Source organism: Streptomyces sp. NPDC107500, from assembly GCF_055582785.1.
In genome coordinates this window covers 1,200,868-1,214,152 of the sequence record NZ_JBVJPF010000002.1, presented here as the reverse complement: position 1 = coordinate 1,214,152, position 13,285 = coordinate 1,200,868, and the positions used below count along the sequence as shown (strand labels likewise).

Here is a 13,285-nt window from a genome sequence, read left to right as displayed (position 1 = left end):
TACGCGTCCTGAGCGTACGGCCGATGAACCGAAGGGAGCCCGGATGAGACTGCTGCTCGTCGAGGACGACAACCACGTGGCCGCTGCCCTGTCCGCGATCCTGGCACGGCACGGCTTCGACGTCACCCACGCGCGCAGTGGCGAGGAGGCGCTCCAGGCGCTCGTCCCGGAGGTCGACGGCTTCGGCGTCGTCCTTCTCGACCTCGGCCTGCCCGACCAGGACGGCTACGAGGTCTGCGGCAAGATCCGCAAGCGCACCAGCACGCCGGTCATCATGGTCACCGCCCGCTCCGACGTCCGCTCCCGGATCCACGGCCTCAACCTCGGCGCCGACGACTACGTGGTCAAGCCGTACGACACCGGGGAGCTGCTCGCCCGGATCCACGCCGTCAGCCGGCGCACCGCCCAGGAGGACGCCACCGGGAGCACCGAGACGGTGGTGCGCCTCGGCGCGCTGCGCATCGAGCTGCCGACGCGCCAGGTGAGCGTGGACGGAGCGGTCGTCCAGCTCACCCGCAAGGAGTTCGACCTCCTCGCGCTGCTCGCGCAGCGTCCCGGCGTGGTGTTCCGCCGTGAGCAGATCATCAGCGAGGTCTGGCGGACCAGCTGGGAGGGGACCGGCCGCACCCTGGAGGTGCACGTCGCCTCCCTGCGCGCCAAGCTGCGCATGCCCGCGCTCATCGAGACCGTCCGCGGCGTCGGCTACCGCCTCGTCGCGCCCAACGGATAGCGGGGCCGGGTGAGCACACGCCTGCTCCCGCTGCTCATCGTCCTGATGGCGGCCGTACTGCTCGCGCTCGGCGTTCCGCTCGGCGTGAGCGTCGCACGCGCGGAGCAGCAGAAGGTCGTCATCGACCGCATAGACGACACCGCACGCTTCGCCGCGCTCGCCCAGTTCGTCACCGAGGACGCGCCGGGCGGTTCCCGCCCGACCAGCACGGACGAACGCCTGGAGACCCTCCAGACCGAGCTGACCAGCTATTACGAGGTCTACGGCATCAAGGCGGGCGTCTTCTACCGCAACCACATCCCGATGGCCAACGCCCCGACCACCTGGTTCCTGCCGCAGACCGGAGAGGTGCGCGACTCCTTCGACGAGGCGCTGCTGAGCCGTCGCAGCCACGACCCGCGGCAGGTGTGGCCGTGGCAGGACGGACAGCTGGTGGTGGCCTCGCCCGTCATCCGGGACGGCGACGTGGTCGCGGTCGTCGTGACGGAGTCGCCGACCGACTCGATGCGGTCGAGCACCCTGCGCGGCTGGCTGGTGATCGGCGCCGGTGAGATCGCCGCGATGCTGCTCGCCGTCGGCGCCGCGCTCCGGCTGACGGGCTGGGTGCTCAAGCCGGTGCGGGTCCTCGACGCCACCACCCACGACATCGCCACCGGGCGGCTCAAGTCCCGCGTCGCGCCGGCCGGCGGGCCGCCGGAGCTGAGGCGCCTCGCCGGGTCGTTCAACGAGATGGCCGACCACGTGGAGGACGTGCTGGAGCAGCAGCGCGCCTTCGTCGCCGACGCCTCGCACCAGTTGCGCAACCCGCTCGCGGCCCTGCTGCTGCGCATCGAACTGCTCGCCCTGGAACTGCCGGAGGGCAACGAGGAGATCGCCTCCGTCCAGACCGAGGGTAAACGCCTGGCCCGGGTCCTGGACGACCTGCTCGACCTGGCGCTGGCCGAGCACAGCCAGGCCGACCTGAAGGTCACCGACGTCGGTGCGCTGGCCGCCGAGCGGGTGGCGGCCTGGGCGCCGACGGCCGAGGCCAAGGGCGTACGCCTGGTGGGGGAGTGCCCGCCGACGACGGGCTGGGCCGACCCGGTGGCCCTCTCCAGTGCCCTGGACGCGGTCATCGACAACGCGGTGAAGTTCACGCCGCCCGAGGAGACCGTCCGGGTCGAGGTCGCCTCCACCGGGGACGCCGCCACCGTCGTCGTCACCGACAACGGCCCCGGGCTCACCGACGAGGAACTCGCGCGCGTGGGCGACCGTTTCTGGCGCAGCGGCCGGCACCAGAACATCAAGGGGTCGGGGCTCGGCCTGTCCATCTGCCGGGCGCTGCTCGCGGCGGGCGACGGCTCGATCTCCTTCGGCCACCACACGCCGCACGGCCTGGAGGTCACCGTCACGGTGCCGAGGACGGGCACGGCGCCCAAGGAGCCCGAGCGGCCCTACGGCTCCGGTGGCCGGTAGGCGGCAGGGTGCCTACGGCTTGACCGACCGGTAGTAGCGCCGGGCGCCCTCGTGCAGCTCCAGCGGGTCGGTGTATATCGCGGTACGCAGATCCACCAGCTGCGCGGAGTGGACGTGCGCCCCGATGCCGTCGCGGCTGTCCAGCACGGTCCGGGTCAGCCACTCGGTGAGCCGCGGATCGACGTCCGCGCGGGTCACCAGCAGGTTGGACACCGCCATGGTGGGCACCACGGCGCCGTTCTGGACGGTGGGGTAGGCCGACTCCGGCATGTTGGTGGTGCGGTAGTAGCGGGTCGCGCCGCCCGACTCGTGCAGCTCGGTGACGAGGTCGTCGCCGATCGGCACGAACCGGAAGGCGGACGTCTCCGCGATCTGCCTGAGCCCGTCGGTCGGCACGCCGCCCGACCAGAAGAACGCGTCCAGTTCGCCCCCGAGCCGCCCGGGACCGGTGTCGATGCCGTCCGCGCGGGGCGTGATGTCCGTCTCCGGATCGATGCCGGCGGCCTTCAGGAGCCGGGTGGCGATCAGCCGCACGCCCGAGTTGGGCAGCCCTATCGCGACCCGCTTGCCCCGCAGGTCGGCGACCGACTGGATGTCCGAGTCGGTCGGCACCACGAGCTGCACGTAGTCGTCGTAGAGGCGGGTGACCCCCCGCAGCGCCTCGGCCCCGGGACGGCCGGCCAGCTTGTACGTCTCCACCGCGTCGGCCGCGGCGATCGTGAAGTCGGCCTCTCCGGACGCGACCCGCTCGACGTTCTCCTGCGAGCCCGCGCTGGTCATCAGCCGCACGTCCAGACCAGGCATGTCCTTGCGCAGCTCGGAGCGCAGCAGTTCGCCGTACTTCTGGTAGACGCCCGCGCGGGTGCCCGTGCTGAACGTGATGCTCCCGCCCGGCGGCTTCTCACCCAGCGGCAGCAGCCACCACAGCAGCAGCCCGAGCACGACGGCACCGGCGACCGCGCCCTGGGCGGCCCGGCGCCCGCCGATACGGGAGAGCAGCGTGGACATGGGGCCGATCCTGCCAGCCCGCACCGGCACTGACCAGGGCCGAACTCACACCGCGGCCCCAAGAGCGCGGCAGCGTTGTCGGTGGCGGTCGCTAGAGTCCTCGGCATGAGTGACACCTCGCCCGCCGACCTGGTCCACGCCTTCCACCTCGCCTTCGGGCTGGACGCCCGCAGCGCCCCGACCGAGGTCCCGCCCGGCCTGGCGGCGCACAGAGGCGAGCTGCTCGCCGAGGAGGCCGCCGAGGTCGCGGAGGTGTCGGTGACGGGACCCCTCGACCGGCTCGCGCACGAACTGGCCGACGTCGTCTACGTCGCCTACGGCACGGCCCTCGTCCACGGCATCGACCTGGACGAGGTGATCGCCGAGATCCACCGCTCCAACATGACCAAGCTCGGCCCCGACGGCAGCGTCAGCCGCCGCGCCGACGGCAAGGTCCTCAAGGGCGACCACTACGAGGCACCGGACGTCGCCGCCGTCCTGCGCCGCCAGGGGTGGACGCCACGGACGCCGGACGCGGCGGGGGCGCCGCAGACACCGCGGACACCGGACACGACGGAGGCGCCGCGCGGCTGAGGTCCTGGCGGATACCCGCGCGGCCGAGCGCGCCGTCAGTCGCCGACCGTCGCCTCCGCCCCCGTAGCCGTCCGGGACGCCCCGTCGGGGGCGCCGCCGCCCGGGTGGCCGGGACGGTCGCGGCGGCCGAACAGGCGCATCCCCAGCGGCTCGGTGAAGCGGGCGGTGAGGGGGCCGAGGACGACCAGGATGAGGACGTAGGCCGTGGCCAGCGGGCCCAGGGACGGCTCGATGCCGGCCGAGACCGCGAGACCGGCGATGACGATCGAGAACTCGCCGCGCGCCACCAGCGCCCCGCCCGCACGCCAGCGGCCCTTGGCGGAGATCCCGGCGCGCCTTGCCGCCCAGTACCCGGTGGCGATCTTCGTCACCGCCGTGAGCAGGGCCAGCGCGAGGGCCGGCAGCAGGACCGGCGGAATGCTGGCCGGGTCCGTGTGCAGGCCGAAGAAGACGAAGAACACGGCGGCGAAGAGGTCCCGCAGCGGGCTCAGCAGCGTGTGCGCGCCCTCCGCGACCTCCCCGGACAGCGCGATGCCCACCAGGAAGGCGCCCACCGCGGCCGACACCTGGAGCTGCTGCGCCACACCCGCGACCAGGATCGTCAGGCCGAGCACCACCAGCAGCAGCTTCTCCGGGTCGTCGCTGGAGACGAACCGCGAGATGAGCCGTCCGTAGCGCAGCGCCACGAAGAGCACCAGCCCCGCCGCGGCCAGCGCGACCGCCAGCGTGATGCTGCCGGTCATCAGCCCGGCACCCGCGACCAGCGCGGTGACGATCGGCAGGTACACCGCCATCGCCAGGTCCTCCAGGACCAGCACGCTCAAGATCACCGGCGTCTCGCGGTTGCCGACCCGGCCGAGGTCGCCCAGCACCTTGGCGATGACACCGGACGAGGAGATCCACGTGACGCCGGCGAGGACGACGGCCGCCACCGGCCCCCAGCCCATCAGCAGTGCGGCAACCGCGCCCGGCACCGCGTTGAGCGCGCAGTCGACGAGGCCGGCCGGGTAGTGGGACTTGAGGTTCGTGACCAGGTCGCTGGCCGTGTACTCCAGGCCCAGCATCAGCAGCAGGAGGATGACACCGATCTCGGCGCCGGTGGCGACGAACTCCTCGCTCGCGCCGAGCGGGAGCAGCCCGCCCTCGCCGAAGGCCAGACCGGCCAGCAGGTACAGCGGGATGGGGGAGAGCCGGTAGCGCCCGGCGAACCGGCCGAGCAGCCCCAGCCCCAGGATGATGGAACCGAACTCGATCAGGAGGACCGCGGAGTGCACCGGCTCACTCCTGCCCGAGTATCGCCGCGGCCGCGTCGACGCCCTCACGGGTGCCGATGACGATCAAGGTGTCACCACCCACGAGCCGGAAGTCCGGCGCCGGTGAGGGAATCGCCTCGGCCCGCCGCAGCACCGCCACGATCGACGCGCCGGTCTCGGTCCGCATGCACGTCTCGCCCAGCAGCCGCCCGTTCCAGCGGGAGGTGGCGGAGACCTCGATCCGCTCGGCGACCAGGCCCAGGTCCGTGGTGTAGAGCAGGTTGGCGCTGTGGTGCGAGGGCTTCAGCGCGTCGATCAGCGCGCCCGCCTCGGGACCGCTCAGCCGCAGCGAGTGGGCGCACGAGTCGGGGTCGTCGGCCCGGTAGACGTTCACCGTGCGGGCGCCGTCGCGGTGTGCCACCACCGACAGGTGGCGGTGTTCCCGGGTCACCAGGTCGTACTGGACCCCGATACCCGGCAGCGGCGTCGCCCTCAGGCGTGGTGCTGACACGAGCTGTCCCCTCATTCGTCTTGCTTTCCTTTGCCGCACTTCCCGCACTGCGTGACGTGCTCACGGCCCCGCCATGCTGTCATCCGCACGTACGGTGGCGATATGGGTGTCGTGACGGATATACGCAGCCGGTCGCGGGCGCGCAGAGTGGCCGCGGCGGTGTCGTGCGCGGAAGCCGGGAGGAGCGGAAAGAGGACCGTGTCGCTCTTCTGGCGGATCTTCTCGCTCAACGCCGCGGGCCTGTTCGTCGCCACCGCGCTGCTCCTGGGACCGCTCACCGTCTCGACGCCGGTCCTGCCCGGCGAGGCGCTGATCCTGCTCGTGGGCCTCGCGGCGCTGCTCGCCGGAAACGCGGTCGTCCTGCGCATCGGCCTGAACCCCCTGCACCGGCTCGGCCGCGCCATGGCCACCGCCGACCTGCTGGTGCCCGGCGCCCGCCCGGCGGTCGCCGGGCCTGCCGAGGCGGCCCAGCTGATCGCCACGTACAACACGATGCTGGACCGGCTCCAGGCCGAACGGGCGGCCGGTGCCGGCCGCGCGCTCCAGGCCCAGGAACGCGAACGACAGCGCATCGCCCGCGAACTGCACGACGAGGTCGGCCAGACCCTCACCGCCGTCCTCCTCCAGCTCAAGAGGGTCGCCGACCGGGTCCCCGGCGAGCTGCGCGAAGAGGTGTCGCTGGCGCAGGAGGCCACCCGGTCCGGCCTCGACGAGATCCGCCGCATCGCCCGCCGGCTGCGCCCCGGTGTCCTGGAGGAGCTCGGCCTGCCCAGCGCGCTGCGCTCCCTCGCCGCCGAGTTCACCCACCACGGGCTCTCCGTCGAGCACCACGTCCCCGGCGACCTGCCTCCGCTCGCCCCGGAGGCGGAACTGGTGCTCTACCGGGTCGCCCAGGAGGGCCTGACCAACACCGCCCGGCACGCCGCCGCCGACCACGCGGCGCTCAGCCTGCGTCCGCTGGCCCACGGTGTCGAACTGCTCGTCCGCGACAACGGCACCGGTCTCGGCACGGCCGCGGAGGGCGCCGGGATCCGGGGCATGCGTGAGCGGGCCCTGCTGATCGGCGCCGAGATCCACTTCGAACCCGCCCCCGGAGGGGGCACCGACGTACGCCTGCGCGTCCCCGCCCCGCCCGGGGAGCGTCCCGCAGACCGAACCGGAGACAGCCCCTGATGTCCGCACGGCCCCCGATCCGCGTCCTGCTCGCCGACGACCACACCCTCGTACGCCGCGGGGTACGCCTCATCCTGGACGGCGAACCCGACCTCACGGTGGTCGCCGAGGCCGGTGACGGTGCCGAGGCGGTCGCGGCGGCCCGGGCCACCGACGTCGACCTGGCCGTCCTGGACGTCGCGATGCCCCGCATGACCGGCCTCCAGGCGGCCCGCGAACTCTCCCGCCGGCTGCCCGGGCTGCGCATCCTGATCCTGACCATGTACGACAACGAGCAGTACTTCTTCGAGGCACTCAAGGCCGGCGCCTGCGGATACGTCCTCAAGTCCGTCGCCGACCGCGACCTGGTCGAGGCGTGCCGGGCCGCCGTGCGCGACGAACCGTTCATCTACCCCGGTGCCGAACGGGCCCTCGTCCGCTCTTACCTGGACCGCATGGACCGCGGCGGCGACCTGCCGGAGCGGCCCATCACAGAACGCGAGGAGGAGATCCTCAAGCTCGTCGCCGAGGGGCACACCTCCAAGGAGATCGGCGAACTGCTCTTCATCAGCGCCAAGACCGTCGAACGCCACCGCGCCAACCTGCTCCAGAAGCTGGGCGTCCGCGACCGCCTGGAGCTGACCCGGTACGCGATCCGCGCGGGCCTGATCGAGCCCTGACCAGCCCCGATCCGGGTTGTCCACAGGCGGCCCGGGCCATCGCCGCCGACCGCCTACCCTTATTGCCATGAGCAGCATCGACCGGAGCCAGACAGTGGGCGGCACGCGCACCTACGAAGTACGCACCTACGGGTGCCAGATGAACGTCCACGACTCCGAGCGATTGTCCGGCCTGCTGGAGGACGCGGGGTACGTCCGCGCCGCCGAGGGCGCCGACGGCGACGCGGACGTCGTCGTCTTCAACACCTGCGCCGTCCGGGAGAACGCCGACAACAAGCTGTACGGCAACCTCGGCCACCTCGCCCCGAAGAAGGCGAGCCGCCCCGGGATGCAGATCGCGGTCGGCGGCTGCCTCGCGCAGAAGGACCGCGACACCATCGTCAAGCGCGCCCCCTGGGTGGACGTCGTCTTCGGCACGCACAACATCGGCAAGCTCCCGGTCCTGCTGGAGCGCGCCCGCGTGCAGGAGGAGGCGCAGGTCGAGATCGCCGAGTCCCTGGAGGCGTTCCCGTCCACGCTGCCGACCCGGCGCGAGAGCGCCTACGCGGCCTGGGTCTCCATCTCCGTCGGCTGCAACAACACCTGTACCTTCTGCATCGTCCCGGCGCTGCGCGGCAAGGAGAAGGACCGCCGTCCCGGCGACATCCTCGCCGAGGTCGAGGCCCTGGTCGCCGAGGGCGTCTCGGAGATCACCCTCCTCGGACAGAACGTCAACGCCTACGGCTCCGACATCGGCGACCGCGAGGCGTTCAGCAAGCTGCTGCGCGCCTGCGGGGGCATCGACGGCCTGGAGCGCGTCCGCTTCACCTCCCCGCACCCGCGCGACTTCACCGACGACGTCATCGCCGCCATGGCCGAGACGCCGAACGCCATGCCGCAGCTGCACATGCCGCTCCAGTCCGGCTCCGACCCGGTGCTGAAGGCGATGCGCCGCTCCTACCGGCAGGAGCGCTACCTGGGGATCATCGAGAAGGTGCGGGCCGCCATCCCGCACGCGGCGATCACCACCGACATCATTGTGGGCTTCCCCGGCGAGACCGAGGAGGACTTCGAGCAGACCCTGCACGTGGTGCGCGAGGCCCGGTTCGCCCAGGCGTACACCTTCCAGTACTCCAAGCGGCCCGGCACCCCGGCCGCCGAGATGGACGGCCAGATCCCCAAGGCGGTCGTCCAGGAGCGCTACGAGCGCCTCGTCGCCCTCCAGGAGGAGATCTCCTGGGAGGAGAACAAGAAGCAGGTCGGCCGCACCCTGGAGCTGATGGTCGCCGAGGGCGAGGGCCGGAAGGACGGCACCACCCACCGGCTCTCCGGCCGCGCCCCCGACAACCGTCTGGTGCACTTCACCAAGCCCGGCCAGGAGGTCCGGCCGGGCGACGTGGTGACGGTCGAGATCACCTACGCCGCCCCCCACCACCTCCTCGCCGAGGGCGCGGTCCTCGACGTGCGCCGCACCCGCGCGGGCGACGCCTGGGAGAAGCGCAACGCGGCCGACCAGGACAAGCCCGCGGGCGTGATGCTCGGCCTGCCGAAGATCGGCGTGCCCGAGCCCCAGCCGGCGGTGGCGAGCGGCTGCGGCTGCGACTGACCGCGGGGGAGTGCGACCCCGGGCGGGGCGCGGGGTTACGCTGCCGATCATGCTTGTCGCCGCCGCCGTCTGCCCCTGCCCGCCGCTCCTCGTCCCGGAGGTCGCCGCGGGCGCCGCACCCGAGCTGGACGCCGCCCGCGCGGCGTGCACGGACGCGCTGGGCGTGCTCGCCGCCGCCCGGCCCGACCGCCTCGTGGTGGTCGGACCCGCGGACTCGGCCGGGCCGGAGATCTACCCGCAGGGGACGCCGGGCTCGTTCCGCGGCTTCGGTGTGGACCTGGACGTGCGGCTGGGCCCGGACACCGGGGCGGCCACGCCGGCGGCCGGGAGTGAACTGCCGTACGGCTTCGCCGTCGGGGCCTGGCTGCTCGCGCGTACCGGCTGGTCCCACGCGCCCGTCGAGGGCGTCGGAGTGGGGGAGGATCTTCCCGCCGAGCGGTGCGCCGCCGTCGGCCGGGACCTCGCCGGGCGGGCCGGGCGGGTGGCGCTGCTGGTGCTGGGCGACGCCAGTGCGTGCCGCACGCTCAAGGCGCCGGGCTACCTCGACGAGCGGGCGGCGCCCTTCGACGCGGCGGCGGGGCGCGCGCTGGGCGCGGCGGACGTGACCGCCCTCGCCGGGCTGGACGTCGCCCTCGCCCGTGAGCTGAAGGTGTCCGGCCGGGCTCCCTGGCAGGTCCTCGCGGGCGCGGCCGGGGGAACGGGCCTGTCGGGCACGCTGCTGTACGAGGACGCTCCGTACGGGGTGGGGTACGTCGCGGCCGCGTGGTCGTAGTCGTAGTCGAGGCAGCGCGTCGGCGGACGGCCACGGAGCCGGTCAGCCGACGCGCTGATCCGCTCCGTGACCGTCCGCCGACGCGGAGGCGACCCGCCGGTGTGACGGGTCAGGAGGCCGGAGGGGGTCCGGCCGGCGGCGGACCGCCCGGGGCGCTGCCCGGCGTACCGTCGCCTCCGCCCGTTCCCTCGTCCTTGTGAGCGAGACGGTCCACGGCACCCTTGGCCTTGCCCGTGCCGGTCTGGATCCGGTCGCTGTACTTGCCCTTGGTCTTCTCGTCGACGGTCCGCGCCATCTTGTCGAGGCCGCGATCGATCTTGTCCTCGTGCTGCTGCGCGAGGTCGGAGACCTTGCCCTTCGCCGGTCCGAGTTTGGCCTTCAAGTTGTCCAGGAGACCCATGGTTCGCCTTCCCTCACGGGGCGGTCAGGTGCGGGCGCCCTTGTCGGCCTCGTTGTCGACGGCCTCCCCGGCGGACTGCTGCTTGGGGATGCCGACACCGTCCGAGTCGGCGGCCTCGGGGGCCGGGGCGGCCTCGTCGGTCTCCGCGGTGTTCCGAGGGCCGGACTCGGCCGTCTCCGCGGCCTCCGCCGTGGTCTCCTCTGCGGCCCGCTCCGTCTCCGTGCCGTCGGCCCCGGTCGCGGCGGCCGACGCCTCCTCGGTGTTCTTCGACTTCCGAAGAAGCCGTGCAAAAACGCCCATTTCAACTCCATACGTTACTCGTGCGGGCGAAATCCCGCGGCATCCGGTGCGTCCGACCGCGTGGCCGGGGCCATCGCCCCGGCCGTCCGGGGAGCGGGAACCTCGCAACGGGCAACGACCCCGGCCGCGGACCGTCACGTAACTCGTTCGAGGGCGAGGTGCGGGGTTTGCGAGACTGGTGCGGTGAGCAGCGCACCCTCCGCCCCCCGTGTCATCGCCGTAGTCGGACCCACCGCGGCCGGAAAGTCCGATCTGGGCGTCTTCCTCGCCCAGCGGCTGGGCGGCGAGGTCGTCAACGCCGACTCCATGCAGCTCTACCGTGGGATGGACATCGGCACCGCCAAACTGACACCCGGGGAACGCGGCGGCGTCCCGCACCACCTCCTGGACATCTGGGACGTGACGGTCGCGGCGTCCGTCGCCGAGTACCAGCGGCTGGCCCGGGAGCGGATCGACGCCCTGCTCGCCGAGGGACGCTGGCCCGTCCTCGTCGGCGGCTCCGGCCTCTACGTCCGCGGCGCCGTCGACAACCTGGAGTTCCCCGGCACCGACCCCGAGATCAGGGCCCGGCTGGAGGAGGAACTCGCCGAGCTGGGCCCGGGAGCGCTGCACAGCCGGCTCGCCGCCGCCGACCCGGAGGCCGCGCGGGCCATCCTCCCCGGCAACGGCCGCCGGATCGTGCGGGCGCTCGAGGTGATCGAGATCACCGGCCGCCCCTTCACCGCCAACCTCCCCGGTCACGACTCCGTCTACGACACCGTGCAGATCGGCGTCGACGTGGCACGCCCCGAACTGGACGAGCGCATCGCCCGCCGCGTCGACCGGATGTGGGAGGCGGGACTGGTCGAGGAAGTGCGCGCACTCGAGGCGCGCGGGTTGCGCGAGGGGCGTACGGCGTCGCGCGCGCTCGGCTACCAGCAGGTGCTCACGGCGCTCGCCGGTGACTGCACGCTCGACGAGGCGCGCGCGGAGACCGTCCGTGCCACCAAGCGCTTCGCGCGCCGTCAGGATTCATGGTTCAGGCGCGACCCGCGGGTGCACTGGTTGAGTGGGGGTGTGGCGGATCGCACGGAACTTCCGCGGCTCGCCCTGTCGTTGGTCGAACGACCGGTTACAGCCTGATCACGTGATGGCATCGGGACGCCCCGGCCGTCATCCCGGCCTCCGACGGCGTGCCATCATCGAGCTTCGATCGACCGAGTGAGTCCTAGTTGGGAGGGCGCGTGGCGATGGAGGCCGGCCCTCGCGACACCGCACCGAGCACCGAGCACGGCACCGCCGGCCCCGGTGGCCCGGAGCCGGACGGACCCGCCCTGAGCCCCGACGGCCCCGACCAGACCCCGCAGGGTGTGGCGGCCGACGGCCCCGAGCCGGACGAGATGTACGGCGACGAGGTCGAGGTCGAGCTGCGGCCCCAGCGGCGGCTGCGGATCTGGCAGCTCGCGCCCATCGTCTGCCTGGCCGCCGTCGGCTCCCTGATGTTCGCCTTCCCGCTCGCCTTCGACTTCGGTGACAGCGGCGCCGTGATCGCCATGCTTGGGCTGCTGATCTGCTCGTGCGCCGCCGGGTGGGGCATGATGGCCGCCCGCCGCGTCGGCTACACCTGGCCCGGCCTCCCGCAGCGCGGATCCGGGCGCCGTGCCGACTGGCGGATGATCATCGTGTACGCCCTGGCGGTCGCCGCGATCGTCGTCCTGGCCGTGTGGCGGGTGGCCCGTCTGCGGGGCTGAGACCCCCGCCCGCACGCACCTCCGCGCTTCCGTCCCCGGCTCGTCGTACGCAACCCGTACGATCGAGGAATGAGCACGCGGATCGCCTTCCTCAAGGGTCACGGCACCGAGAACGACTTCGTGATCGTCCCGGACCCGCAGAACACCGTCGACCTGCCCCCCGCCGCCGTCGCCGTCCTGTGCGACCGCCGCGCGGGCATCGGCGGTGACGGACTCCTGCACGTGGTGCGGTCCGCGGCGCACCCCGACGCCCGGGACATGGCGGCCGAGGCGGAGTGGTTCATGGACTACCGCAACGGCGACGGCTCGGTCGCGGAGATGTGCGGCAACGGCGTGCGGGTCTTCGCGCGCTACCTCCAGCGCGCCGGGCACGTCACCGAGGGAGACCTCGCCGTCGCCACGCGCGGGGGCGTGAAGACCGTGCACCTCGCCAAGAACGGTGACGTCACCGTCGGCATGGGCCGCGCGCTGCTCCCCGAGGGCGACGTCGAGGTGAGCGTCGGCGAGCGCCACTGGCCCGCGCGGAACGTGAACATGGGCAACCCGCACGCCGTCGCCTTCGTCGCCGACCTCGACCACGCGGGCGACCTGTACACCGCGCCGCCCGTCGGGCCGGCCGCCGCCTACCCGGACGGGGTCAACGTCGAGTTCGTCGTCGACCGGGGCCCTGGCCACGTCGCGATGCGGGTGCACGAGCGCGGCTCCGGGGAGACCCGCTCCTGCGGCACCGGCGCGTGTGCCGTCGCCGTCGCCACCGCGCGCAGGGACGGCGCCGACCCGGCGGTCACCGGCACTCCGGCGACCTACACCGTGGACCTGCCCGGCGGCACCCTGGTGATCACCGAGCGCCCCGACGGCGAGATCGAGATGACCGGTCCGGCAGTGATCGTCGCGGAGGGAGAGTTCGACTCCGCCTGGCTGGAAGGGGTACTCGCCGGCACGACGGCCGGGTGAACCACAGCCCGGTCCATGACACTCAGTACGAAAACGTAAACCCTCGGCTCATCGCTCGAATGGGTGATCCGTTTCACGCTCGGCGAGAGGCGGTCGGCCGCACGTGGTGGGCTCGATAGCATCAAGCACCGGCCCGGACGGGGGACCGACACCATCCCCTGAGCCGTGTCCGCTCTGGGATA

At 72.9% G+C, this 13,285-nt stretch carries 15 protein-coding genes; 10 read left to right on the top strand and 5 right to left on the bottom strand.

The window, feature by feature from the left end; translation table 11 throughout:
* Positions 1 to 43: 43 nt before the first annotated feature.
* Together ACZ67M_RS11430 and ACZ67M_RS11425 are read left to right on the top strand one after the other, a co-directional pair.
* The gene (locus tag ACZ67M_RS11430) at positions 44 to 730 is read left to right on the top strand and encodes a response regulator transcription factor (protein ID WP_361368023.1); all 687 of its coding nucleotides are present in this window, start codon (positions 44 to 46) and stop codon (positions 728 to 730) included.
* Positions 731 to 739: 9 nt separating this feature from the next.
* Positions 740 to 2,185: a HAMP domain-containing sensor histidine kinase gene (locus ACZ67M_RS11425; protein ID WP_392240043.1), complete on the top strand. Its 1,446-nt coding sequence runs from the start codon at positions 740 to 742 to the stop codon at positions 2,183 to 2,185.
* Positions 2,186 to 2,197: 12 nt separating this feature from the next.
* On the opposite strand, the gene ACZ67M_RS11420 is transcribed toward ACZ67M_RS11425, so the two are convergent.
* Positions 2,198 to 3,193 carry a TAXI family TRAP transporter solute-binding subunit gene (locus ACZ67M_RS11420; RefSeq protein ID WP_361368029.1) on the bottom strand — a complete coding sequence of 332 codons (996 nt, stop codon included), beginning with the start codon at positions 3,191 to 3,193 and terminating at the stop codon, positions 2,198 to 2,200.
* Positions 3,194 to 3,298: 105 nt separating this feature from the next.
* Between ACZ67M_RS11420 and ACZ67M_RS11415 the strand changes: the two genes are divergently transcribed.
* Positions 3,299 to 3,766 carry a pyrophosphohydrolase domain-containing protein gene (locus tag ACZ67M_RS11415; protein WP_392101318.1) on the top strand — a complete coding sequence of 156 codons (468 nt, stop codon included), beginning with the start codon at positions 3,299 to 3,301 and terminating at the stop codon, positions 3,764 to 3,766.
* Positions 3,767 to 3,801: 35 nt separating this feature from the next.
* On the opposite strand, the gene ACZ67M_RS11410 is transcribed toward ACZ67M_RS11415, so the two are convergent.
* Entirely contained in the window at positions 3,802 to 5,040 is a 1,239-nt protein-coding gene (locus ACZ67M_RS11410) for a cation:proton antiporter (protein ID WP_392012748.1), read from the bottom strand.
* Between the two features lie 4 nt (positions 5,041 to 5,044).
* Positions 5,045 to 5,530: a cation:proton antiporter regulatory subunit gene (locus ACZ67M_RS11405; RefSeq protein ID WP_307015444.1), complete on the bottom strand. Its 486-nt coding sequence runs from the start codon at positions 5,528 to 5,530 to the stop codon at positions 5,045 to 5,047.
* A gap of 102 nt (positions 5,531 to 5,632) precedes the next feature.
* Here ACZ67M_RS11405 and ACZ67M_RS11400 point away from each other — a divergent pair, with 102 nt between their 5' ends.
* From ACZ67M_RS11400 to ACZ67M_RS11385, 4 genes are all read left to right on the top strand, one after another.
* On the top strand, positions 5,633 to 6,703 hold the full coding sequence (locus ACZ67M_RS11400) for a sensor histidine kinase (RefSeq protein ID WP_392101316.1): 1,071 nt from the start codon (positions 5,633 to 5,635) through the stop codon (positions 6,701 to 6,703).
* Positions 6,703 to 7,362 (top strand): response regulator, encoded by a 660-nt coding sequence (locus ACZ67M_RS11395; RefSeq protein ID WP_469850657.1) that lies wholly within the window; start codon positions 6,703 to 6,705, stop codon positions 7,360 to 7,362. Before ACZ67M_RS11400 ends, ACZ67M_RS11395 begins: the two co-directional genes overlap by 1 nt.
* A gap of 67 nt (positions 7,363 to 7,429) precedes the next feature.
* Positions 7,430 to 8,947: a tRNA (N6-isopentenyl adenosine(37)-C2)-methylthiotransferase MiaB gene (gene miaB, locus ACZ67M_RS11390; RefSeq protein ID WP_361368044.1), complete on the top strand. Its 1,518-nt coding sequence runs from the start codon at positions 7,430 to 7,432 to the stop codon at positions 8,945 to 8,947.
* 49 nt (positions 8,948 to 8,996) lie between these two features.
* Positions 8,997 to 9,719, top strand: a complete 723-nt coding sequence (locus ACZ67M_RS11385; protein ID WP_469850655.1) for a class III extradiol dioxygenase subunit B-like domain-containing protein — start codon at positions 8,997 to 8,999, stop codon at positions 9,717 to 9,719.
* 109 nt (positions 9,720 to 9,828) lie between these two features.
* On the opposite strand, the gene ACZ67M_RS11380 is transcribed toward ACZ67M_RS11385, so the two are convergent.
* Together ACZ67M_RS11380 and ACZ67M_RS11375 are read right to left on the bottom strand one after the other, a co-directional pair.
* Positions 9,829 to 10,119 carry an antitoxin gene (locus ACZ67M_RS11380; protein ID WP_469850653.1) on the bottom strand — a complete coding sequence of 97 codons (291 nt, stop codon included), beginning with the start codon at positions 10,117 to 10,119 and terminating at the stop codon, positions 9,829 to 9,831.
* A 24-nt stretch (positions 10,120 to 10,143) separates the two neighbouring features.
* Positions 10,144 to 10,419 carry a hypothetical protein gene (locus tag ACZ67M_RS11375; protein WP_382814676.1) on the bottom strand — a complete coding sequence of 92 codons (276 nt, stop codon included), beginning with the start codon at positions 10,417 to 10,419 and terminating at the stop codon, positions 10,144 to 10,146.
* A 183-nt stretch (positions 10,420 to 10,602) separates the two neighbouring features.
* Here ACZ67M_RS11375 and miaA point away from each other — a divergent pair, with 183 nt between their 5' ends.
* From miaA to dapF, 3 genes are all read left to right on the top strand, one after another.
* Complete coding sequence (miaA, locus tag ACZ67M_RS11370) at positions 10,603 to 11,541, top strand: tRNA (adenosine(37)-N6)-dimethylallyltransferase MiaA (protein WP_392240038.1); 939 nt, start codon at positions 10,603 to 10,605, stop codon at positions 11,539 to 11,541.
* 107 nt (positions 11,542 to 11,648) lie between these two features.
* On the top strand, positions 11,649 to 12,149 hold the full coding sequence (locus ACZ67M_RS11365; protein WP_361365820.1) for a hypothetical protein: 501 nt from the start codon (positions 11,649 to 11,651) through the stop codon (positions 12,147 to 12,149).
* Between the two features lie 69 nt (positions 12,150 to 12,218).
* Positions 12,219 to 13,103 (top strand): diaminopimelate epimerase, encoded by an 885-nt coding sequence (gene dapF / locus ACZ67M_RS11360; RefSeq protein ID WP_392012732.1) that lies wholly within the window; start codon positions 12,219 to 12,221, stop codon positions 13,101 to 13,103.
* The last annotated feature ends 182 nt before the right edge of the window (positions 13,104 to 13,285 follow it).